A 22,715-nucleotide genomic window follows, 5' to 3' on the forward strand; every position below is an offset into this window, starting at 1 on the left:
GATGATAACCGCTGAAAGCATCTAAGCGGGAAGCGAGCCCTGAGATGAGTCTTCCCTGGCACTTTAAGTGTCCTAAAGGGTTGTTCGAGACTAGAACGTTGATAGGCAGGGTGTGTAAGCGTTGTGAGGCGTTGAGCTAACCTGTACTAATTGCCCGTGAGGCTTAACCATACAACACCCAAAGGGTTTTGATTGGACTCAAAGCAAGAACAAATTGAATGTGTAGAGAACGCATTARCAGCTTTCCGRATTTATTGTTTTCAGATTTTCAGAAAATCTGAAGGCAAAACAGAATTTGCTTGGCGACCATAGCGTTGTGGACCCACCTGATTTCCATGCCGAACTCAGAAGTGAAACGCAATAGCGCCGATGGTAGTGTGGGGTTTCCCCATGTGAGAGTAGGACATCGCCAGGCTTTGAATTTTGGACACTTGCAATAGCAAGTATGCCACTGCGGAGTGGTAGTTCAGTTGGTTAGAATACCGGCCTGTCACGCCGGGGGTCGCGGGTTCGAGTCCCGTCCACTCCGCCACTTATTAGAAAACCCGATGCGAAAGCATCGGGTTTTTTGCTATCTGTAATATACTAAACCTTAGACCAAGCTCGATACTAGGTAACCAATTACCTAGCCCTCACAGGACTTTGAGATATTAGCAAGGTGAGACTATCACTTTTGTTATTTCTTCGTGTCATACCATAGATATATTTCCCAGTTCTTCTCCGTTTCAGTTGTTTCAACACTCCATTCTACTGCCTTCAGCACCGACCGTTTGATTCAAATCTTTAAGAAGAAACTTATTTTATTTTGCAAATTTAATCGCTGTCATAGTTTTCGAAATCGTCGCTTTTAATGATAACGCTGTCATGTATCCTTCATTACAATGCAACATTTCGTACGTTATCAGTATCTGAGCAAAAAAATGAAGTTAAAAAATCAGACATATTTATTATCTCTAATTATCCTTGTTGCCGTCGTCGCTGTTGCGATATCAGGCCTTTGGTCACTTCGTGTCGCTAGCGACAGTGACAATAAATCTCGAGTGACTGAGATTTTTACGAGTACTTATTCAACGATCGCTGAACTAGAAAAGTTAGCAATAGAAGGTACCCTCGCTGAATCAGAAGCTAAAGCAATTGCAACACGCATACTTAGGAACAATGTCTATAAGGACAATGAGTATGTGTATGTCGCCGATGATCAGATGACCTTTATTGCTGCTCCTTTGGATCCTCAACTGCACGGTACAAGTTTCCACGATTTCAAAGATAGCAGCGGTCGCAGCGTCGCTGACATCATTTTGAGTAAGCTAGGTAATACGTCAGGCTCTCTCATTGAGTATCATTGGTCTCAGGCTCTGCCAGATGGCTCGGTAGAGGACAAACTGTCTATTGCTGAGCGTACACCTCACTGGAACTGGGTCGTAGGTACGGGGATTGGTTTTAATGAAGTGAACGAACGTTTCTGGTCAACCGCTAAGTGGCAGTTGTCATTCTGTTTGGTCATAATTGTTGCCATCGTCGGTCTTTTGCTGACTTCTCTAAATAGAATGACTTCTATCTTAGGTGGAGAGCCTTCGGATGTGCTTAAAGCCGTTCGAGATGTTGCAGATGGTAAGTTAAAGACAAACTTTAAGCATAAAGCTATTGAAGGCAGTATTTATCATTCAGTGCAGACCATGAACCTCTCACTTGCTTCATTGCTGTCTAGTATCGAGAAGGTAACTGCCTCTATTACGTCTCAGCTTTCAGATGCTGATTCTCGTTCTTCGGTTATAGCGACACTTACATCAACTCAACAACAAAGCACAGAGATGATTGCTACGGCGATGACGGAAATGGCGTCCTCTGCTTCTCATGTGGCTCAATCGGCGACTGATGCGGCGCAAAGTACGGATGAAGCAGATAAACAGAGCCAGCAAGTGAGCCAGCTTATTCTGGCGACAGTATCGAATATCGAAGGTCTAGCTACCCAGCTGGAGGGAGCGAGTACCGCAGTCTCAGAACTCGATAGTGATGTGCATAATATCGCGCGCGTTCTTGATGTTATTGGCGATATTGCAGAGCAAACGAACCTTCTTGCATTGAATGCCGCAATAGAAGCTGCACGTGCGGGCGAACAAGGAAGAGGCTTTGCAGTGGTGGCTGATGAAGTACGTAATCTAGCAGGCCGCACTCAGCAAAGTACTAAAGAGATCCAAGAGATGATAGGTAACTTACAATCTGGCTCTCAAAATGCGATTCAGAGCATCTTACTTTGTGCTGAAACAAGTCAAGCGACAGTATCGGAATCTCAAACCGCCTCACAAGCACTACAAGAGGTGGTATTGAGTCTCGAAGCCATCACTGAGAAAAGCCAACAGATCGCGACAGCTGCTGCTGAGCAAACAGAAGTGAGTGATGATATCTCCCAACGCATTAATATGATTGAACACAGTGGCAGCGAATTAAGAGGTGTTGTCGACGAAACTAAGCGTGCCACGCAAACATTGAACCAGCTTTCTGAAGACCTAAGTTCGAAAGTCTCTCGTTTTGAAGTGGCTTAACACAAAATAAGGTCTGCTGTAGGCGTTAAAATTGATACTTTTTTGGTGCTTGGGAACTGTCTCAAGTCCAGTAATAACGTGGTCTACAATTGTCTGATCCACTGCTAGGGCTTGTTTTTGAGCACCAAATGAATAAAAATAGAACGCTAAGTATATAAAAGCAACAAACGATATTTTTTTTGCAATTTAGTGTTGACCTAAAGGCTGAAAAACCGTTTAATACACCTCGTCGCCCGGATAGCTCAGTCGGTAGAGCAGAGGATTGAAAATCCTCGTGTCGGTGGTTCGATTCCGCCTCCGGGCACCACAATTTAGATTGTTGGTGCTAAGACAATTAGTACGAGCAATAACAAAATAAAGTGTCGCCGACTTAGCTCAGTAGGTAGAGCAACTGACTTGTAATCAGTAGGTCACCAGTTCGATTCCGGTAGTCGGCACCATTTATTTACGTAAAGTAATTCCCCCTTAGTTCAGTTGGTAGAACGGCGGACTGTTAATCCGTATGTCGCAGGTTCGAGTCCCGCAGGGGGAGCCACTTTTAAAAGTAAGCGAAAGCTTGCTTTAAGTGCCGACTTAGCTCAGTAGGTAGAGCAACTGACTTGTAATCAGTAGGTCACCAGTTCGATTCCGGTAGTCGGCACCACTTTATTGCGAAAGCAATTCCCCCTTAGTTCAGTTGGTAGAACGGCGGACTGTTAATCCGTATGTCGCAGGTTCGAGTCCCGCAGGGGGAGCCACATTTAAAAAGGCCGTATCGAAAGATACGGCCTTTTTGCATCTAGCTCATATCTATTTTAATACCAGTTAATCGACCCTGTTGTTTAGAGTCGCTCGCTTGAAGCTTTAGCATCAGTCGTAGGTCGTTTGGTGAGTCTGCACTGTGAAGAGCATCGCTTTGATTGATTTTATTTGCCATAACAAGATCATATAGGGCTTGGTCGAAAGTTTGCATTCCGACTTCCTTGCTTTTGCTCATCGCTGTTTTGATTTCGTGGAGGTCCCCCTTGCGTATGAGTTCTGCCACCCTCGGACTGTTCAGTAAAACTTCGAATACCCCATGTCTACCGCGACCATTTTTGTCCCGTATGAGTTGCTGGGCGACAATGCCTCTTAAGTTGGTTGAGAGATCAAACAGAAATTGCTCTTTGCGCTCTTTGGGTACTAGATGAAGTATTCTTTCCAATGCTTGGTTGGCGTTATTAGCATGAAGAGTCGCCATACAAAGGTGGCCTGTTTCTGCGAATGCCATCGCATATTCCATGGTTGAGCGCGTGCGAATTTCACCAATTAGGATCATATCAGGTGCTTGCCTCAGCGAATTCTTCAAGGCGACGTCGTAGCTTTCAGTGTCTAAACCGACTTCTCTCTGGGTAACAATGCATTTGTGGTGCTCATGAACAAACTCAATGGGATCTTCAACCGTTAGGATATGTCCACTTCGATTGTAGTTGCGATAACCTGTCATCGCAGCCATCGTGGTTGATTTTCCAGAACCGGTTGCACCAACAACAAGTACCAGCCCACGTTTCGCGATCGCTAAGTCTTGGAGAACATCCGGTAGTGCTAGCTCTTCAAAGCTAGGTATTTTGGTTTCGATGCGGCGTATTACCGCACCAGGGAGCTCTCGTTGAAAAAAGGCACTGACGCGAAAGCGGCCAATCGCTTTTACGATCGCGAAGTTTGCCTCTTTGGACGCGAGATAATCTTGTCGAAGATTAGTATCCATGACGGCGTTTAATAGTTCGTGAATCGCTCGTTCGGTAAGCGTTTCTCCCCGGGATTTTAGCTCCCCGTCGACACGATAAAGAACAGGTGCCCCAACCGTTAGATAGAGATCGGAAGCTTTGAGCTCTAGCATGTGATTTAGAACGTCATCAATGATTATCATGGTGCTTCCTTACTGAAACAGATTGTCATTTTGAACCACTTTCTTACCGATCTCTTCAATATCGATTAGGCCTTGAGAAAGAAGCTGCCTTGCGTGCTGCTCCATGGTTTGCATTCCATTCGCAGCTCCAGTCTGAATAACCGAAACCATTTGAGCCACCTTGTCTTCTCTGATGAGGTTACGTATCGCTGGGGTACCAACCATGATTTCATGACACGCAACTCGGCCACCCCCTAGGCGCTTAAGTAGTGTTTGTGCAATGACGGCTCGCAGTGACTCAGAGAGCATAGAGCGAACCATGTCTTTATCTTGGCCAGAAAACACATCAACTATCCTATCTACAGACTTAGCCGCAGAGTTGGTGTGCATAGTGGCAAACACTAAGTGCCCGGTTTCAGCCGCTGTCAACGCAAGGCTAATGGTCTCTTGGTCGCGAAGCTCGCCGACAAGAATAATATCGGGGTCTTCCCTCAGAGCAGAGCGAAGCGCGGATTTAAAGCTATGAGTATCCCGGTGCACTTCTCGTTGATTTACCAGGCACTTTTTGTTGTTATGAATAAATTCGATAGGATCTTCAATGGTCAAGATGTGCTTGTTCTGATGTTCGTTGATGTGATTGACCATAGCTGCGAGTGTGGTGGATTTACCTGAGCCAGTTGGCCCGGTTACCAGTACTAGTCCATTCTCGAGGTTCGCAAGCTCGGCAAACTTGCTCGGTGCACCAATACTGTCGAGTGTCGGTATTTCGGTCGGGATAGTTCGAAACACGGCTGAGCAGCCGCGTGATTGATTAAACGCATTGGCGCGAAAGCGGCCGATATTGGGTAGCTCAAACGAAAAGTCAATTTCTAAATGCTCTTGGTACTCGTTGCGCTGCTTGTCATTCATGATATCAAAGATGAGTTTATGAACTTCAGAATGCTCTAACGCCGGGATGCCCAGTTTTCTCACTTCTCCATCGATGCGTATCATGGGGGAAACCCCTGCAGAAAGGTGTAGATCTGATGCATTATGTTTTACACTGAAGTCTAGTAACTCGGTGATATCCATTCATTTTCCTTTTGACTTTAAATCTATGACTAGCATTCAGAACAATATACAACTAATTAACTCGCAAATTGCGGCTACAGAGCAAAACTGCGGGAGAGTGCAAGGTGAGGTGCAACTGCTCGCGGTAAGTAAAACTAAGCCTGTGGAAGCGATTCTAGAAGCCTGTGAAGCTGGGCATCGCATGTTTGGTGAAAACTACGTGCAAGAGGGTGTTGCTAAAGTAGCGTTATTCAGAGAGCAGCATCCAGAGCTAGATATCGAATGGCACTTTATTGGCCCAATTCAATCGAATAAGACCCGACCAGTCGCTGAGCACTTTGATTGGGTACATACCATCAATAGAGATAAAATTGCTCAGCGCCTGAATGAACAAAGGCCTGCAGACATGCCGCCACTTCAAGTACTCATCCAGGTGAATACCAGTGGTGAAGCAAGCAAGTCTGGCGTTGATGATGAGCAGGTGTTTGAGCTTGCCCAGTTGATATCCGAGCTTCCCAACCTCACGTTAAGAGGAGTGATGTCCATTCCTGAAAACGTTAGTGACTATCAATCTCAGCTTGTTGCCTTTAAAGCTCTAGCAAAACTGAAAAATGCACTGGCAGAACGCTATCCGCAGGTTGATACGTTATCGATGGGAATGAGCGGAGATATGCAAGCGGCGATTGAAGCGGGCAGTACCATAGTACGTATCGGCACTGCAATATTCGGCGCAAGAGATTACAGTAACAAAGCATAGGCAGCATCTAGCTTAGCTTTCATTTTAGGATTAGTTTCATGGAACAAAGAAAAGTCGCCTTTATCGGAGCGGGCAATATGACGCGCTCGATAGTTGCAGGCCTGGTCGCTAGTGGATACGAGCCAAGCAAAATCATTGCTACCAACCGCAGTGAAGAGAAGCTTACTGCATTGCAACAAGATTATGGTGTACGGGTAACCACAGACAATGTTGCTGCGGCTCAGCAAGCTGGTGTTGTCGTCATGGCGGTAAAGCCTCAATTAATGGAAGAGGTGACAAAACCGCTTCAAGCCGTCGATTTTAGTAATAAGTTGGTTGTCTCAATTGCTGCGGGAATTAACATTGCGAGAATGCAGCAAATGTTTGCATGTGAGTTAAACCTCATTCGCGTTATGCCAAATACACCATCACTGGTTGGTGAGGGCATGAGTGGCCTGTTTGCTTCCCAAGAGACGCCTGAGGCTGATAAACAGTTTGCTAGTGAATTAATGCAAGCTGTCGGTAAGGTATGTTGGGTTGAGCAAGAAGCAGGTATCAATGATGTGATTGCAGGCGCTGGCAGCGCACCTGCTTATTTCTTCTTGTTTATGGAAGCGATTCAGCAGCAAGCAATAGCAAGTGGTTTTGATACGGAAACCGCTCGTTTGTTGGTTCAGCAAACAGCATTAGGAGCCGCAACTATGGTGGCTGCTAACCCAGAGACCGATCTTGCGACATTGCGTCAGCAAGTGACTTCTAAAGGTGGAACGACTGCAGAAGCGGTACGCACCTTTGAAGAAAGCGATATTCGTGGCATTGTAGCCAAAGCGATGCAGGCGGCAGTGGCGCGTGCAGAAGAAATGGAAAAACTGTTCTAATCCCACTAATGATTATTCGTAAGGGTTTTATATGAATTCAATGAGTTTTTTAGTTTCGACCTTGTTTGATCTTTACATCATGGTCGTTATTTTACGTATTTGGCTGCAGGCTGCGCGAGCGGATTTTTACAACCCGTTCTCTCAGTTTATCGTCAAGGCAACGCAACCTGTGGTCGCGCCATTGCGTCGTGTTATCCCATCGATCGGCAGTCTCGATATGGCTACGCTACTATTTGCGTATTTGCTCTGTGTCGGTAAGTATGTGACGCTGGTTCTGATTGCCTCTGGTGGTAACTTCAGCTTTGGTGTTGATTTCCTATTTTTGGGGCTGTTATCTCTTATTAAAGCTGCTGGCGGCCTGCTATTCTGGGTGTTATTGCTTCGCGCGATTCTGAGTTGGGTTAGCCAAGGCCGCAGTCCAATTGAATATGTGTTCCATCAACTGACTGAGCCAATGCTCGCGCCAATTCGTCGCATTATCCCTGCAATGGGCGGCTTTGATCTGAGCGTATTAGTGCTGTTTATCGTACTGCAATTTGCCAACATGCTTATGGGTGATGTCATCGGGCCAGTCTGGTTCCGACTATAATGTCAGCCGCTACTTTAGTGGGCGATGACCTAGTGTTACGTATCTACGTACAACCTAAGGCAAGCCGAGATAAGTTGGTGGGAGAGCATGGTGATGAGTTTAAAGTCGCCATAACCGCCCCTCCCATTGATGGCAAAGCCAATGCACACTTAAGTAAATACTTGGCCAAGCAATTTAAAGTGGCGAAAAGCCAAGTGTTGATAGAAAAGGGCGAACTCGGTCGCCATAAACAAATCAGGATAATTGCGCCCTCGCAAATACCCAAGGAATTCCAAGCCCTCTTATGAGGGCTTTTTACAAGGAGATAACGGATGAAAAAGTCGTTGTTATTCATCTTTGCTGTACTCATGAGCAGCGCTGCAGCAGCAGGGCAGTTTAAAACCATCAAAGACGCAGAAGTGCATTATGTTGTATTTAACTCGACGTTTATGACGCCAAAGATTGCCCGCAGTTACGATTTAAAACGTAACGAGCATATCGCTACCGTCAATGTGAGTGTGCTCGATCGATCTAGCGCAGGTAAACCGGCGATGGAAGTAGGCATCAAAGGGGGTGCTAAGAACCTTATCGGTCAAATGAAAACTCTAGAGTTTAAGCAAATTAAAGAGGGAGATGCGGTATACTATCTTGCTCAATTTCCGATCGTGAACGAAGAGATGTACCAGTTTACGATTGATATCGATGCGGGAAACAAAGGACGTGGTCCGGTTTCCTTTAGTCAAAAGCTTTATGTAGAACCTTAACCCTCGAGAGACTCTCATGAACAAAAAAATCGTCCTAGCAACCGGTAACCAAGGGAAAGTCAAAGAGATGGCAGACCTGCTGTCAGACTTTGGCTTTGAGGTTCACGCTCAAAGTGAGTTCAACGTTTCTGAGGTCGCCGAGACAGGAACGACGTTTATTGAAAATGCCATCATCAAAGCCAGACACGCGGCACAAGAAACGGGTTTTGCAGCGATTGCGGACGACTCAGGTTTAGAGATTGATTATCTGAAAGGTGCGCCTGGTATCTACTCTGCTCGCTATTACGGTGAAGGTGCGACGGATAAACTTAACCTAGAAAAAGTGCTTACTGAAATGCAAGGCGTACCAGAAGAGCAAAGAACGGCGCGTTTTCACTGCGTACTGGTATTGATGCGTCATGAGAACGACCCAACGCCACTAGTGTGTCATGGCAAGTGGGAAGGCCGGATCTTAACGGAAGCATCGGGTGAAAATGGCTTTGGCTACGACCCTATCTTCTTCGTTCCTGAGGAAGGCTGTGCTTCTGCAGAGCTAGAGCCCGTGCGTAAAAAGCAGCTGTCTCACCGTGGTAAAGCGCTCAGTGAGCTTTTCGCGACGATCAAGGCTCAAGGTCTGTAAACGATGTCGACTCTTTCTGCCATCACTCCACCGCCTCTTAGTTTGTACATTCATATCCCATGGTGTGTGCAAAAGTGTCCTTACTGTGACTTTAACTCTCACGCTCAAAAGGGAGAAATACCACAGCAGGCATACATCACCGCACTTCTTGAAGATCTGGATGCTGATATCGCTCGTTATCAACTTGCCGATGATGAGCGTCCATTGCACTCGATCTTCATTGGTGGCGGTACGCCAAGCTTAATAGTGCCTGAGCTTATTGAGGAGCTATTGGATGGCGTAAGACAGCGCATCCCATTTCGTGATGATATTGAAATTACCATGGAAGCCAATCCAGGGACGATTGAGGCCGCAAGGTTCAAGCGCTATCAAACTGGTGGTGTGACTCGTATCTCTGTTGGAGTGCAGAGTTTCCAGCAACAAAAGCTTGAGCGTTTGGGGCGTATTCATGGTGAGAGCGAGGCAATCAATGCGGCCAAGCTTGCCCATACTATAGGGTTAAACAGCTTTAACTTAGATTTGATGCACGGTCTTCCGGAACAATCCGTGACTGATGCTCTTGGTGACCTGCAGCAAGCCATTGATCTTGCGCCGCCGCACCTCTCTTGGTACCAGCTAACCATTGAACCGAACACTCTGTTCTATTCAAAGCCGCCGACCTTGCCAGACGATGACGATCTTTGGGATATCTACGAGCAAGGTCATAAGATGCTTGAAGAGGCTGGCTATCAGCAGTATGAAGTCTCCGGCTACAGTAAGCCTGGTTATCAATGTCAGCATAATCTGAATTATTGGCGATTTGGTGATTATCTAGGAATTGGCTGTGGTGCTCACGGCAAGCTGAGTTTTTCGGATGGTCATATTGTTCGCACCACTAAGGTTAAGCACCCTAGAGGTTATCTCAATATGCTTAAGCCTTACTTGGACTCTGAGATTGAAGTCGAAGCTCAAGATAGACCGTTTGAGTTCTTCATTAACCGTCTGCGCCTATTAGAAGCTTGTCCTAAAGTAGAGTTTACCGAGCGTACCGGGTTAAGCTTGAGTGTTATTGAGGCTCCGATGATGCATTGTATCAACAATGGCTATATTGATGATCTAGGTGATAGCTGGGTAGTTACCGAGAAAGGCAAGCTGTTTCTCAACGATGTATTAGAGCAATTTGAACTGGAGTGATGACCAAGCATTACCGTAACTTACTTCTATTGAGGTAACGGTTTGGTTATAATTCGCGCCCAAGAAGATAGGTTACTGTAATGAAACAGTAACCTGCTGAAATTACTGGGCGCAATATGATCCTTTCTTTAGTAAAAATTGTCATGATGCTGACACTCTTGTCGGTTATTTCTAAAGTTACTTTTCTTGGTTGGCATGAAATCAACTATTCAGACTCTTCATTGGTCGAGTTCCTGAAAGCCGTTATTTGGGGCGTCCGATTCGACCTGACGATCTCTCTCCTTCTGACTGGGTTAAGCCTACTTCTGCTTACTCCATTTGCCTACTTTAAGCGCTTCTATCAAGGTTTATTTCACGCTTGGCTGTTAGTTTGTGGTGCGTGGATCATTTTCTCAACCATGGGCGATACGATATACCTTAGCCAAGCAAACCGTCATGTGACCGTTGATTTGCAGTTAGGCAAGGGAATGGAGTTTGAGCTGCTATCAACTGTTGTTACTCAATTCTCTGGCCTTATCGTTACAGCGATAGTTATGTTAATTGCTTTCGCTGCGCTTCTGAGCAAATTCCCTCAAAAGATTACCTTTAGCCAACGTTGGTATCAATCGGTATCCATCGCTTTGGTATTTGTTGTAGCTGTCGTTGCAGCAGTACGCGGCGGCTTTAGTGATAAACCACAAACTCCCATGTATGCTTATAAGATCGGTGATATAAACCAAGCTCGCATCGCTTGGAGTGCGCCCTACGCGATAACTTACTACTCGCTGATAGGTGAAGATAAATCTGGGTATCGCTGGACGCCAGAGCAAAGCTCGCTGCAAATGGTCAAGCTCCAAGCGAAAGTAAACCCCAATCCAAAAACCAAGCTCAATCGACTCAATCAGTATGATGTGGTGTTAGTACTTCTTGAAAGCTGGATGGCCTACGACATGCAAAGTTACGGCTCTAATGTCAATGCAACACCGAACTTTGATGCGCTGCGTGATCAGTCATTATCGACAGCGGCTTTCTACTCTAATGGCTTTCGAACCGTGGAAGGTGTTTTCGCTACCATGTGCTCGCAACCTAACCCTGTAGGTGGCAGCGTGGCTGGGACTCGTTTAGAGAGCATGCCCTACCGTTGTTTGCCGCAACTACTGAAAGAGCGTGGTTGGGAAACTTCTTTTGTTCAAGGTAGTGGTCAGGGAATGGTTGGTGCATTTGCACAATCACTAGGGTTTAGCGATTCTTACGGCAAGTTTGAATACCCAGAGCAAGGCCAAGACCAAAATTATTGGGGCTATATGGATGATGGCATCTATGATTTCGCGCTAGATAAGTTGGCATCAGCCAGTGATGTACCGCGATTTATCGCTATTAATACAGGCACAACGCACGATAGCTATTTACCTAATAAAACTGATTATGTGTTTGGTGATGAAACAGAGGAGCAAACGCGCCGTAGTGTGTTGCACCACGCAGACCTGTCTCTGGGACGTTTTGTTAAACGTTTGAAAGCGCAAACTACGCGACCAACGATATTATTGCTGGTCGCTGACCATACCATGGTGAGCGGGAAAAGTGACCTTAGACACGTCTCCATTCCGTTTTTAATCCACGGCATAAATTTGGATATTCCGACGGGCACGTTACCATTTTCTGCATCCCACAAAGATATTGCGCCAACGGTTGTTGATTTGTTGGGTGGACAAGTGGGCTGGTTCTCAGGGCAAAGTCTCTTGGCGAAAGACTACCAAGAGGGGGCGGACTTCACAGTGAATAACCAGTTCTACTGGTTAGCCAATGACAAAATGATCAGAATTAACGCTGAAAGCGGCCAAAAAGAGGCGTGCTATCGAGTCGGTAACGATACAGTGAGTTTGAAATCAATTGATTGTAGTGAGTCGAAACGCACCAAAGCCATGTATGAAAATGGTCTTAATTATCTACTCTACAGTCAGCAGCACTTGTTTGATGGCAGTACTGCGCGCTATTAGTCATAGGGTAGAAACAAAAGAAGCTGGTGGAGACCAGCTTCTTTTGTTTTAAACCTTGAAAACGCTATCAGAAAATTGAGCGACCGATTCGCTCAGAAAGCATTTCTAATGCGCGAGTGCCAGCGAGTGAGTTACCAGACTTATCCAGTTCAGGTGACCATACGGCTATGGTCATCTCCCCCGGCACAATCGCGATGATCCCGCCGCCCACGCCTGACTTGCCTGGCATGCCGACGCGGTAAGCAAATTCGCCCGCACCATCATACAATCCACAAGTTGCCAGTAGTGCATTGAGCTGCTTGGTTTGTGTTGGTGTGATGATCTGCTTTTTGGTGTTGACCGACTGACCTTGGTTAGCAAGATAACTAAAGGTCTTAGCAAGGTCTACACAGCTCATTTTAAGCGCGCAAGCGTGAAAGTAATTATTCAGTACTGGGATAACATCATTGTTGAAGTTACCGAATGAACGCATCAGATAGGCGATTGCGGCATTACGGTCGCTGTGCATCATCTCAGATGCAGCAACAATCTTGTCGTAGACAATATGGCTATCTCCAGACAATACACGCACAAACTCCAGCAGACGCTGTCTAGGGGCTGACAGGCGGCTTTGTAGCAAGTCTGCCACTACAATGGCGCCAGCGTTGATAAACGGATTACGAGGAATACCTTGCTCCATTTCAAGCTGGATCAGCGAGTTAAATGCCTGTCCTGATGGCTCTTTGCCAACGCGTTGCCAGATTTCCTCTGGCTTATACAGCATCATGGCAAGCGTTAGGCTTAGCGCTTTGGAAATAGATTGAATTGAGAAGCTCTCTTCCGCATCACCTGCGGTGATCACTTCCCCTTCATTGGTATACACCGCGATACCCAATTTGGTATTGGGCACATTGGCAAGTGCAGGGATGTAGTCGGCGACTTTACCTTGTCCAATTAGCGGTTTTACTTCGCTTAGGATGGTAGAAAGGATCTGTTTTGTTGGTTTCATGGTTATTGTTCTCCCAACATTAGCGCTAAAAAAAGCCAACGTTGGGTTGGCTTTTCATTAATAAACTTTCGCGTTTTGCTTACGCAGTGCGACGGTATTTGATATCCCAAACACCGTGACCAAGGCGGTGACCACGAGCTTCAAATTTGGTCAGTGGACGCTCTTCTGGGCGTGGTACGAAATCACCATCAGTGGCAATGTTTTCAAAGCCCGGTGCTTCGTTCATGACTTCGACCATGTGCTCCGCGTAGTTTTCCCAGTCAGTTGCCATATGGAAAATACCAGATTCAGGGATAAGTTTAGTTCTTACCATTTCTGCAAAATCTAGCTGAACAATACGGCGCTTATGGTGACGCTTTTTGTGCCATGGGTCTGGGAAGAACAGTTGCATTGTGCTTAGGCTGTTCTCTGGAATCATGTTAGCAAACACTTCAACTGCGTCGTGACACATTACACGTAGGTTGGTGACACCAGCATCGCGTGCTGAAGACAGGCAGGCGCCAACACCCGGGCTGTGTACTTCAATACCGATAAAATTCTTTTCTGGCGCGTTCTTTGCCATTTCGACTAAAGACGCGCCCATGCCGAAACCAACTTCAAGTACAACAGGGTTTTTGTTGCCAAATACCTGCTCCCAATCGAGTAGTGACTCTTGGTAATCAATACCCATTGTAGGCCAGCACTCTTCCATTGCCGATTCTTGGCCTTTGGTTAGGCGTCCTTCACGACGAACAAAACTGCGAACTTTGCGAATCAGTTTGCCATCTTCAGTGTATTCGTTAGTAGTCACTTCACTCATTGGTTTAGCCTGTTCATTCAATAATCAGAGCGGGAATTATCCAAAGAATTTGCCATCAAGCAAGCATTATCGGATCAGAAATTCACGCGGTTTTACTTCTGTTACTAAGTGTGGTGCAATTTCCGGCAAATTATAAGAGAGAAGAGAAACATTGTGACGCCTTTTGCACGCTCAATATTAGACTGGTACGACAAATTTGGTCGTAAACAGTTGCCGTGGCAGCAAGACAAAACCGCTTATAAAGTGTGGCTGTCTGAGATCATGCTGCAGCAAACCCAAGTCGCGACGGTCATCCCATACTACGAGCGATTCCTAGAGCACTTCCCAACGGTTGAATCTTTGGCTAACGCGCCACAAGATGAGGTATTGCACCTTTGGACTGGGCTTGGCTATTACGCTAGAGCTCGCAATCTTCATAAAGCAGCCAAAGTGGTTGTAGAGCAATATGGTGGGGAGTTTCCGTTAACGTTAGAAGAGATGAATGCGCTGCCAGGTGTTGGCCGCTCAACCGCCGCCGCAGTGCTTTCTTCGGTTCATAAACTCCCACATGCGATTCTAGATGGGAACGTAAAGCGAACGCTGGCTCGCAGTTTTGCCATAGACGGTTGGCCTGGTCAGAAGAAAGTAGAAAATCAATTATGGGAAATTGCTGAGCAGCATACGCCAGATATTGATACCGATAAGTACAACCAAGCTATGATGGATATGGGAGCCATGGTGTGTACGCGCAGCAAGCCGAAATGCACGCTATGCCCAATCGAATCACTTTGCGCGGCGAATAAGCAGGGTAACCCGCTTGATTATCCCGGTAAAAAGCCTAAAAAGCAGAAGCCAGAGAAGGAAACTTGGTTTGTGATTGTTATGCATAATCAAGAGCTTTGGCTTGCACAGCGTCCGCAAACGGGCATTTGGGGCGGGTTATTTTGTTTTCCAGAAAGCCCAACAGCGGATATTGAGCCGGTACTTGAAGGGTTAGGCATCGGTGAGGCGATGATAGCCTCTACGGACGTTGAGATAGCATTTAGACATACCTTTAGCCATTATCACCTAGATATCACCCCAATCGTCGTGACGCTGAACCAGCTTCCGACAATGATGATGGAACCGTCTAAAGGTCTTTGGTATAACATTACCCAACCAGAAAAAGTGGGGCTGGCTGCGCCAGTAAAGCAGCTTATAGACACCTTACAACGATATTAATTGAGGATAACATTATGAGCCGTATGGTTTTTTGTGCTCGTCTACAGAAAGATGCTGAAGGCCTAGACTTTCAACTGTACCCAGGTGAACTGGGTAAACGTATCTTCGATAACATTTCTAAACAGGCGTGGGCTGAGTGGCAATCTAAGCAAACGATGCTGATCAATGAAAAGAAGCTGAATATGATGGATCCTGAACATCGTAAGCTGCTTGAAGCAGAGATGGTTAACTTCTTGTTTGAAGGGAAAGACGTCATTATCGACGGTTACACGCCACCATCTGAGTAATTGACCAAGGAATAATTCAAGCACCACCTCACAGGTGGTGTTTTTAAATGGTATCTATGAAGAAGCTAATCTATTTTTTAACGCCGCTACTATTGCTCGGTTGCAGTCGTGAGTTCATCGAAAAAATCTACGATGTGAACTACGAACCAACCAACCGTTTTGCTAAGAACTTGGCACAGTTGCCGGGTCAATACGTCAAAGATGTTGCAGCGCTTGATGCACTCATCAGCAGCTTTAATGGCAACATTGAGAAGCGATGGGGTAGCAGCGAGGTTAAAGTTGCAGGTAAAAGCAACTACGTTAAATACATAGATAACTATTTGAGCCGCGCTGAGGTTAACTTTAGCAAAGGTTTGATTACCATTGAGACCGTTTCCCCAACGGAACCTGAAAAGCACCTTAAAACGGCGATTGTGACCACGCTGCTTACGCCAGACGACCCGTCTAGCGTTGACTTGTTCTCATCAAAGGGTATTACCTTAGAAGGCCAGCCGTTTCTGTATAACCAGGTTGTAGATCAAGAGAAAAAGCCTATTCAGTGGACTTGGCGTGCGAATCGTTTTGCGGACTACTTGATAGCTAACAAACTAAAAACCAAGAATGTGGATTACAAGAAGGCGTATTACGTTGAGATCCCTATGGTGGCTGATCACTTTAAGCAGCGCAGCTACCAGTATTCGGACATCGTTCGTCGTGCTTCTCAGCGCTACGATATTCCTGAAGACTTGATTTATGCCATCATCAAGACCGAGAGTAGTTTCAACCCGTATGCCGTGAGTTGGGCCAATGCCTATGGTTTGATGCAGGTGGTGCCGAAGACCGCAGGGCGAGATGTATTTAAACTGGTTAAGAATAAGCCTGGGCAGCCAACACCAGAGTACCTGTTTAATCCAGAGCAGAATATTGATACAGGGACCGCGTATTTCTACATTTTGAAAAACCGCTACCTTCGCGCAGTACGTCATCCATTGTCGTTGGAGTACAGCATGATCTCGGCGTACAACGGTGGTACTGGCGGTGTATTGAACACCTTCCACCGAACAGACAGAAAGCGGGCGATGAACGATCTTAATTCACTGCAGCCGAATCAGGTTTATTGGGCACTGACGAAGAAACACCCAAATGCAGAAGCACGTCGTTATTTGGAGAAAGTAACTAAATTCAAAAAAGATTTTAATGCTGGAAAAGGCTAATTTTGCCAAATTTGTCTAAAACAAATACGATTCGCTGAAAAATGCAGCGCTTGAACGCTTTTTTAAAGTTTTTTTCAAAAAAGCGTTGACGGGAGGCCCGAAAATCCGTTTAATAGCGCCCCGTTGCCCGGATAGCTCAGTCGGTAGAGCAGAGGATTGAAAATCCTCGTGTCGGTGGTTCGATTCCGCCTCCGGGCACCACAATTTAGATTGTTGGTGCTGTTAACAGAAGCACGAGCAATAACAAATAAAGTGTCGCCGACTTAGCTCAGTAGGTAGAGCAACTGACTTGTAATCAGTAGGTCACCAGTTCGATTCCGGTAGTCGGCACCATTTATTTGCCTCGATAGCTCAGTTGGTAGAGCAGCGGATTGAAAATCCGCGTGTCGGTGGTTCGACTCCGCCTCGAGGCACCATTATTTGGTGTTAAGCTGATAATGGTCTTACGACCTAGCTTGCACAAATAATTCCCCCTTAGTTCAGTTGGTAGAACGGCGGACTGTTAATCCGTATGTCGCAGGTTCGAGTCCCGCAGGGGGAGCCACTTTAAGAAAAAAGCCGTATCGAAAGATACGGCTTTTTTCGTTTCTACGTCTGTCTCCTGATTTCAAAGCTGTAAAAAAGCCCCGCAAATTCTGCGAGGCTATTTTGAATAAGCTTGCTACTAATCCTGCTGAGCTTTTATCTCGCCCTCAGGCTGCGTTTCTTTCTGCATCTCTTTCTCAGCTAATTTAGCCTTCTCAATCATAGGTGTAATGGTTGAGCCTTGAATCAAGATTGAGAACACCACAACCGAGTAGGTCATGACCATGATGATCTCTTTAACATCAATGAGCTTGTCCTCAATCACCCAGATGCCGGATGGGATAGAGAGTGCCATTGCTAGAGCAAGGCCACCGCGTAAGCCACCCCACGTTAAAATGCGCACCGACCAAGGGTTGTAGCGGCGGTAGCGCTTAAAGCCTACGTAGGCCAGCGCTACACTCAAATAACGCGCACAAAGCACAAGCGGTACCGAGACGGCCATCATAATCCAGTCTTCTTGGTGGAATTGGAATAGCAGCATTGACATACCGATAAGCAAAAATAGTACGCCATTCAAAAACTCATCGACTAACTCCCAGAAGTGATCGAGGTGCTCTTCAGACTGTTTTGAAAAGCCAATGTAGCGTGTCCAGTTACCAATCATAATGCCCGATACCACCATAGAGAGTGGCCCAGAGACATGCAGGAACTCAGCAAAGGCGTAGCCTGCGGTTGGGATACCGATAGTCAGTAGCAGTTCCATCGAATGATCGTCAGTGGAGCTGATGAGGTAATGGAATACTAAGCCGAGTACAAAACCATAAACAATGCCGCCAATGGCTTCCTGGAGGAACAGAGCCGTTACGCTGCCAAGTGTGGGTGCTTCACTGCCAAATGCAATGGTAAATAGAGTGACAAAGATAACCAGACCAAAACCGTCGTTGAATAGCGATTCGCCCTCAACTTGGGTCGAGACTCGCTGCGGAGCATCGAGCTTTTTGACAATGGCAAGAACGGCGATGGGGTCGGTAGGGGAGATCAGTGCGCCAAACAGCAAACAGTAGATAAGATCAAACTGAATGCCAATCAGTAAACAGAAACCATAGAGCACAAAGCCAATAAAGAAGGTGGAAAAAAGCGTCGCACCTAAGGCAAGAACGGTGATCTCCCATTTTTGATCTTTAAGGTGGGGTAGTTTGATGCCTAAACCGCCGGCAAACAATAGAAAGCCAAGGATTCCTTGAAGTAGGAAGTCTTCAAAATCGATATCAGCAACGGTCTCGGTTGCCAGCTCAGTTAAGTGGAACCAATCGTTTTGACCAGCAACTAAGATGAGTAGTGATAGCATCATAGCACCGGCAGTAATCGCGATGGTGGTTTGCATTTTACCTATCTTGCTGTTTATTAGGGCTATTAACATAGCTGCTGCGGACAGAAAGCATAAAGTCTGATAGACGGACATCACTTCACCTAAGTGTGTAAAAAAATGTTAATGGGATTTTGTTCTTCTCCCTCGTGAATATCAATCACTATTTGTGAAATCATTTGTCAATTTTATAGTTTAGAGTGGCTCAGGCGATGTCGTTGTTTTTTATTCGTTCCGTGGACTTACTAGATCATGAACAACTTGTTTCTGCTTCAAGAGTCCGATAGTTTGAGGGATAACAAGTCAGTAAAGATTTTTTAGACGTCTAGATTTCTAAAAAATCTATGATACGATGACAGCATTAGCAAGGAATGAGGCAGTATCGTGGGAAGCAGTAAGTACGTTGAAAGCAACTATGCTCAAGGCAAGAAAGCTCTTAGCAAAAAAACTCAGATAGAAAATCAGCTCAAGCAGCGTATTCTTTTGATCGATGGTGGTATGGGCACCATGATCCAAGGATACAAGCTTGAAGAAGATGACTATCGCGGCGAGCGTTTTGCAGATTGGCAGTGTGATCTTAAAGGCAACAATGATCTTTTAGTTTTAACTCAGCCAGATCTTATTAAAGAAATCCATAGCGCTTACCTAGAAGCGGGTGCGGATATTCTTGAAACCAACACTTTCAACGCCACCACGATCGCCATGGCCGATTACGAGATGGAATCTCTGAGTGATGAAATTAACTACGAAGCGGCTAGGCTTGCTAGAATTGCTGCCGATGAGTGGACGGCAAAAACGCCAGAACGCCCTCGTTACGTAGCCGGTGTACTTGGTCCAACAAACCGCACTTGTTCAATCTCTCCTGACGTTAATGATCCAGGCTACCGCAATGTAAGCTTTGATGAGTTGGTGGAAGCTTACTCTGAGTCAACTCGCGCGCTGATTCGCGGTGGCAGTGACTTAATTCTTATTGAAACCATCTTCGATACCCTAAATGCAAAGGCCTGTTCATTTGCGGTTGAATCCGTATTTGAAGAGCTAGGTATCGAGCTTCCGGTCATGATCTCAGGTACCATCACCGATGCCTCTGGTCGTACTCTTTCAGGGCAAACCACCGAAGCTTTCTATAATGCCCTGCGTCACGTGAGGCCACTTTCTTTCGGCCTTAACTGTGCACTCGGTCCAGATGAGCTAAGACAATATGTTGAAGAGATGTCTCGCATCTCTGAAGGCTTTGTTTCTGCTCACCCGAACGCCGGTCTACCGAATGCCTTTGGTGAATACGACCTCTCCCCAGAAGACATGGCTGAGCATATTGGTGAGTGGGCACGAAGCGGTTTCCTAAACCTAGTGGGTGGCTGTTGTGGTACCACGCCTGAGCATATTCGCCAAATGGCAAAGGCTGTTGAAGATGTGGCGCCTCGTCCACTTCCAGAACTGACGACGGCTTGTCGACTATCCGGTCTAGAGCCGCTAACTATCGAGAAAGAATCCCTATTTATCAACGTTGGTGAGCGTACTAACGTAACTGGTTCTGCTCGCTTTAAGCGTCTTATCAAAGAAGAACTGTATGATGAAGCGTTAGAGGTTGCTCGTCAGCAGGTTGAAAATGGCGCACAAATCATCGATATCAACATGGATGAAGGCATGCTTGATGCTGAAGCCTGTATGGTTCGATTCCTAAATCTTTGTGCTTCTGAACCAGAGATCTCCAAAGTACCTATCATGGTTGACTCTTCTAAGTGGGAAGTCATTGAAGCGGGTCTTAAGTGTATCCAAGGCAAAGGCATTGTTAACTCAATCTCGCTAAAAGAAGGCAAAGAGAAATTCGTTGAGCAAGCTAAGCTGATCCGCCGGTATGGCGCAGCGGTTATCGTGATGGCGTTTGACGAAGTGGGGCAGGCGGAAACTCGCGCGCGTAAGCTAGAAATCTGTACTAAGGCTTATCGTATTCTTGTTGATGAGGTTGGCTTCCCACCAGAAGACATCATCTTTGACCCGAATATCTTCGCGGTAGCGACAGGTATTGAAGAGCACAATAACTACGCCGTCGACTTTATTGAAGCGGTAGCAGATATCAAACGTGACCTACCACACGCAATGATCTCTGGTGGTGTCTCCAACGTTTCCTTCTCGTTCCGTGGTAACAACTATGTACGTGAAGCGATTCATGCCGTGTTCCTATACCACTGCTTTAAGAACGGTATGGACATGGGTATCGTTAACGCCGGTCAACTTGAGATCTACGACAACGTTCCTGACAAACTACGTGAAGCGGTAGAAGATGTAGTACTCAACCGTCGTGATGATGGTACCGAGCGACTGCTTGATATTGCGGCTGAATACGCTAACAAAGGCGTTGGTAAAGAAGATGATGCCAGTGCGCTAGAGTGGCGAACATGGCCAGTAGAGAAGCGTCTAGAGCATGCTCTCGTGAAAGGTATCACTGAGTTCATCGTTGAAGATACCGAAGAAGCGCGCGTCAATGCCTCAAAACCTCTCGAGGTAATTGAAGGCCCACTAATGGATGGCATGAACGTGGTCGGTGACCTGTTTGGTGAAGGTAAGATGTTCCTTCCTCAGGTAGTAAAATCGGCACGTGTTATGAAGCAGGCGGTAGCGCATCTAGAGCCTTATATCAACGCTTCTAAGCAGGCGGGTTCGACCAACGGTAAGATCCTACTTGCGACGGTTAAAGGTGACGTTCACGATATCGGTAAGAACATCGTTGGCGTGGTTTTGCAGTGTAACAACTACGAGATCATCGACCTTGGCGTCATGGTGCCTTGTGAGAAGATCCTCAAAGTTGCCAAAGAAGAAAACGTCGATATTATTGGCTTGTCAGGTCTAATCACTCCATCGCTAGATGAAATGGTTCACGTTGCCAAAGAGATGGAGCGTCAAGGCTTCGACCTTCCGTTACTGATTGGCGGCGCGACGACATCAAAAGCGCACACTGCGGTTAAGATTGAGCAGAACTACAGCGAGCCTGTGGTATACGTAAACAACGCGTCACGTGCGGTGGGTGTGTGTACTTCGCTACTCTCCAATCAACTAAAACCTGCGTTTGTCGAGAAGCTGGATATCGATTACGAACGCGTTCGTGACCAGCACAACCGCAAGAAGCCGCGCACTAAGCCAGTAACACTGGAAAAGGCGCGTGAAAATAAGGTCGACATCGACTGGGAAAACTACACGCCGCCAAAGCCGGCTAAGCCGGGCGTGCACGTATTTGAAAACTTCGATATTGCGACACTACGTAATTACATCGACTGGACACCATTCTTTATGACTTGGTCGCTGGTGGGCAAGTACCCAGCCATTCTAGAACATGAAGAAGTGGGAGAAGAGGCAAAGCGTTTGTACAAAGACGCTAACGACCTACTTGATCGCGTTGAACGTGAAGGGTTGCTAAAAGCTGCGGGCATGTGCGCACTTTTCCCTGCTGCTTCTGTGGATGACGATATCGAAGTCTACACAGATGAAACGCGCAGTGAAGTTCGCACTGTACTTCACAACCTTCGTCAGCAGACTGAGAAGCCAAAAGGCTTTAACTACTGTCTATCGGACTATATTGCGCCGAAGGAGAGTGGCAAGCAAGATTGGATTGGCGCCTTTGCGGTAACTGGTGGCATTGGTGAGCGTGAACTTGCCGATGAATACAAGGCGCAAGGTGATGACTACAATGCCATCATGATCCAAGCAGTAGCAGACCGATTGGCGGAAGCTTTTGCTGAGTGCTTGCACGAGAAGGTTCGTAAAGAGATCTGGGGTTATTCTGCGGATGAAGCGCTGTCGAATGACGACCTTATCCGTGAGAAATACCAAGGCATTCGCCCTGCACCGGGTTACCCAGCGTGTCCGGAGCACACAGAAAAAGGCTCGCTTTGGGAAATACTCAATGTAGAAGAAACCATTGGTATGTCGCTAACGACTAGCTATGCGATGTGGCCTGGGGCGTCGGTATCTGGCTTCTATTTCTCTCATCCGGATTCTCGCTACTTTGCGGTTGCTCAAATTCAGCAAGACCAAGTAGATAGCTACGCAGATCGTAAAGGTTGGAGCTTAGAAGAAGCTGAGAAGTGGCTTGGCCCTAACATTAACTAGTCTCGATATCTCAAATATCTGCAAGCAAATTAAAGCAAAACGGCACCTTTCGGTGCCGTTTGTTTATGTGTTCATA

18 protein-coding genes, 10 tRNA genes and 2 rRNA genes are annotated in these 22,715 nt (G+C 46.3%); 25 read left to right on the top strand and 5 right to left on the bottom strand.

Translation table 11 applies throughout. From position 1 onward, the window contains the following. From L4C42_RS22625 to L4C42_RS22665, 9 genes are all read left to right on the top strand, one after another. Window positions 1–171 (top strand): 23S ribosomal RNA (locus L4C42_RS22625); the annotation flags it as partial. A 127-nt stretch (window positions 172–298) separates the two neighbouring features. After that, window positions 299–415, top strand: a 5S ribosomal RNA gene (gene rrf / locus L4C42_RS22630). A gap of 40 nt (window positions 416–455) precedes the next feature. Then, window positions 456–532: transfer RNA gene (locus tag L4C42_RS22635), tRNA-Asp, on the top strand. Between the two features lie 388 nt (window positions 533–920). Beyond that, on the top strand, window positions 921–2,543 hold the full coding sequence (locus tag L4C42_RS22640) for a methyl-accepting chemotaxis protein (RefSeq protein WP_353497756.1): 1,623 nt from the start codon (window positions 921–923) through the stop codon (window positions 2,541–2,543). A 231-nt stretch (window positions 2,544–2,774) separates the two neighbouring features. Then, window positions 2,775–2,850, top strand: a tRNA-Phe gene (locus L4C42_RS22645). Window positions 2,851–2,907: 57 nt separating this feature from the next. Next, window positions 2,908–2,983: transfer RNA gene (locus L4C42_RS22650), tRNA-Thr, on the top strand. 19 nt (window positions 2,984–3,002) lie between these two features. Further along, window positions 3,003–3,078: transfer RNA gene (locus L4C42_RS22655), tRNA-Asn, on the top strand. Between the two features lie 32 nt (window positions 3,079–3,110). Beyond that, window positions 3,111–3,186 (top strand) — tRNA-Thr (locus L4C42_RS22660). A gap of 18 nt (window positions 3,187–3,204) precedes the next feature. Beyond that, a tRNA-Asn gene (locus L4C42_RS22665) sits at window positions 3,205–3,280 on the top strand. 41 nt (window positions 3,281–3,321) lie between these two features. On the opposite strand, the gene L4C42_RS22670 is transcribed toward L4C42_RS22665, so the two are convergent. Continuing rightward, window positions 3,322–4,428: a PilT/PilU family type 4a pilus ATPase gene (locus tag L4C42_RS22670; protein ID WP_418642298.1), complete on the bottom strand. Its 1,107-nt coding sequence runs from the start codon at window positions 4,426–4,428 to the stop codon at window positions 3,322–3,324. 12 nt (window positions 4,429–4,440) lie between these two features. Then, window positions 4,441–5,481 (bottom strand): type IV pilus twitching motility protein PilT, encoded by a 1,041-nt coding sequence (locus L4C42_RS22675; protein WP_429761791.1) that lies wholly within the window; start codon window positions 5,479–5,481, stop codon window positions 4,441–4,443. A gap of 25 nt (window positions 5,482–5,506) precedes the next feature. Here L4C42_RS22675 and L4C42_RS22680 point away from each other — a divergent pair, with 25 nt between their 5' ends. The 8 genes from L4C42_RS22680 to L4C42_RS22715 all read left to right on the top strand — a co-directional run bounded on the left by L4C42_RS22680 (window position 5,507) and on the right by L4C42_RS22715 (window position 12,174). Next, on the top strand, window positions 5,507–6,217 hold the full coding sequence (locus L4C42_RS22680; RefSeq protein ID WP_353497759.1) for a YggS family pyridoxal phosphate-dependent enzyme: 711 nt from the start codon (window positions 5,507–5,509) through the stop codon (window positions 6,215–6,217). A gap of 38 nt (window positions 6,218–6,255) precedes the next feature. Further along, window positions 6,256–7,074 carry a pyrroline-5-carboxylate reductase gene (gene proC, locus L4C42_RS22685; protein ID WP_429761792.1) on the top strand — a complete coding sequence of 273 codons (819 nt, stop codon included), beginning with the start codon at window positions 6,256–6,258 and terminating at the stop codon, window positions 7,072–7,074. A gap of 31 nt (window positions 7,075–7,105) precedes the next feature. Continuing rightward, complete coding sequence (locus L4C42_RS22690) at window positions 7,106–7,663, top strand: YggT family protein (RefSeq protein WP_353497761.1); 558 nt, start codon at window positions 7,106–7,108, stop codon at window positions 7,661–7,663. Further along, a complete protein-coding gene (gene yggU, locus L4C42_RS22695) occupies window positions 7,663–7,950 on the top strand; it encodes a DUF167 family protein YggU (RefSeq protein ID WP_429761793.1) in 288 nt (95 codons plus the stop codon). Before L4C42_RS22690 ends, yggU begins: the two co-directional genes overlap by 1 nt. A gap of 24 nt (window positions 7,951–7,974) precedes the next feature. Further along, a complete protein-coding gene (locus tag L4C42_RS22700) occupies window positions 7,975–8,406 on the top strand; it encodes a DUF4426 domain-containing protein (protein WP_429761794.1) in 432 nt (143 codons plus the stop codon). 16 nt (window positions 8,407–8,422) lie between these two features. Next, entirely contained in the window at window positions 8,423–9,025 is a 603-nt protein-coding gene (locus L4C42_RS22705; protein ID WP_429761795.1) for an XTP/dITP diphosphatase, read from the top strand. A gap of 3 nt (window positions 9,026–9,028) precedes the next feature. Next, window positions 9,029–10,198 (top strand): radical SAM family heme chaperone HemW, encoded by a 1,170-nt coding sequence (hemW, locus tag L4C42_RS22710; RefSeq protein WP_429761796.1) that lies wholly within the window; start codon window positions 9,029–9,031, stop codon window positions 10,196–10,198. Window positions 10,199–10,341: 143 nt separating this feature from the next. After that, the gene (locus tag L4C42_RS22715) at window positions 10,342–12,174 is read left to right on the top strand and encodes an LTA synthase family protein (protein WP_429761797.1); all 1,833 of its coding nucleotides are present in this window, start codon (window positions 10,342–10,344) and stop codon (window positions 12,172–12,174) included. 67 nt (window positions 12,175–12,241) lie between these two features. On the opposite strand, the gene glsB is transcribed toward L4C42_RS22715, so the two are convergent. Continuing rightward, the gene (gene glsB, locus L4C42_RS22720) at window positions 12,242–13,162 is read right to left on the bottom strand and encodes a glutaminase B (RefSeq protein ID WP_429761798.1); all 921 of its coding nucleotides are present in this window, start codon (window positions 13,160–13,162) and stop codon (window positions 12,242–12,244) included. Between the two features lie 79 nt (window positions 13,163–13,241). Beyond that, window positions 13,242–13,961 carry a tRNA (guanosine(46)-N7)-methyltransferase TrmB gene (gene trmB, locus L4C42_RS22725; protein WP_112459440.1) on the bottom strand — a complete coding sequence of 240 codons (720 nt, stop codon included), beginning with the start codon at window positions 13,959–13,961 and terminating at the stop codon, window positions 13,242–13,244. A 153-nt stretch (window positions 13,962–14,114) separates the two neighbouring features. Between trmB and mutY the strand changes: the two genes are divergently transcribed. From mutY to L4C42_RS22760, 7 genes are all read left to right on the top strand, one after another. Next, window positions 14,115–15,161 carry an A/G-specific adenine glycosylase gene (gene mutY / locus L4C42_RS22730; protein ID WP_353497768.1) on the top strand — a complete coding sequence of 349 codons (1,047 nt, stop codon included), beginning with the start codon at window positions 14,115–14,117 and terminating at the stop codon, window positions 15,159–15,161. Window positions 15,162–15,175: 14 nt separating this feature from the next. Next, window positions 15,176–15,448, top strand: a complete 273-nt coding sequence (locus L4C42_RS22735; protein ID WP_042501045.1) for an oxidative damage protection protein — start codon at window positions 15,176–15,178, stop codon at window positions 15,446–15,448. A gap of 56 nt (window positions 15,449–15,504) precedes the next feature. Next, on the top strand, window positions 15,505–16,641 hold the full coding sequence (mltC, locus tag L4C42_RS22740; RefSeq protein WP_353497769.1) for a membrane-bound lytic murein transglycosylase MltC: 1,137 nt from the start codon (window positions 15,505–15,507) through the stop codon (window positions 16,639–16,641). Between the two features lie 125 nt (window positions 16,642–16,766). Next, window positions 16,767–16,842, top strand: a tRNA-Phe gene (locus tag L4C42_RS22745). 56 nt (window positions 16,843–16,898) lie between these two features. Then, window positions 16,899–16,974, top strand: a tRNA-Thr gene (locus tag L4C42_RS22750). Window positions 16,975–16,981: 7 nt separating this feature from the next. Then, a tRNA-Phe gene (locus L4C42_RS22755) sits at window positions 16,982–17,057 on the top strand. Between the two features lie 52 nt (window positions 17,058–17,109). Then, window positions 17,110–17,185 (top strand) — tRNA-Asn (locus tag L4C42_RS22760). 120 nt (window positions 17,186–17,305) lie between these two features. Here L4C42_RS22760 and L4C42_RS22765 read toward each other — a convergent pair. Further along, window positions 17,306–18,628, bottom strand: a complete 1,323-nt coding sequence (locus L4C42_RS22765; protein WP_353497770.1) for a cation:proton antiporter — start codon at window positions 18,626–18,628, stop codon at window positions 17,306–17,308. Between the two features lie 288 nt (window positions 18,629–18,916). Between L4C42_RS22765 and metH the strand changes: the two genes are divergently transcribed. Further along, window positions 18,917–22,639 carry a methionine synthase gene (gene metH, locus L4C42_RS22770; RefSeq protein ID WP_353497771.1) on the top strand — a complete coding sequence of 1,241 codons (3,723 nt, stop codon included), beginning with the start codon at window positions 18,917–18,919 and terminating at the stop codon, window positions 22,637–22,639. Window positions 22,640–22,715: the final 76 nt, after the last annotated feature.

The sequence above is a fragment of the Vibrio wakamikoensis genome, from assembly GCF_050337275.1.
Lineage (GTDB): Bacteria > Pseudomonadota > Gammaproteobacteria > Enterobacterales > Vibrionaceae > Vibrio > Vibrio chaetopteri.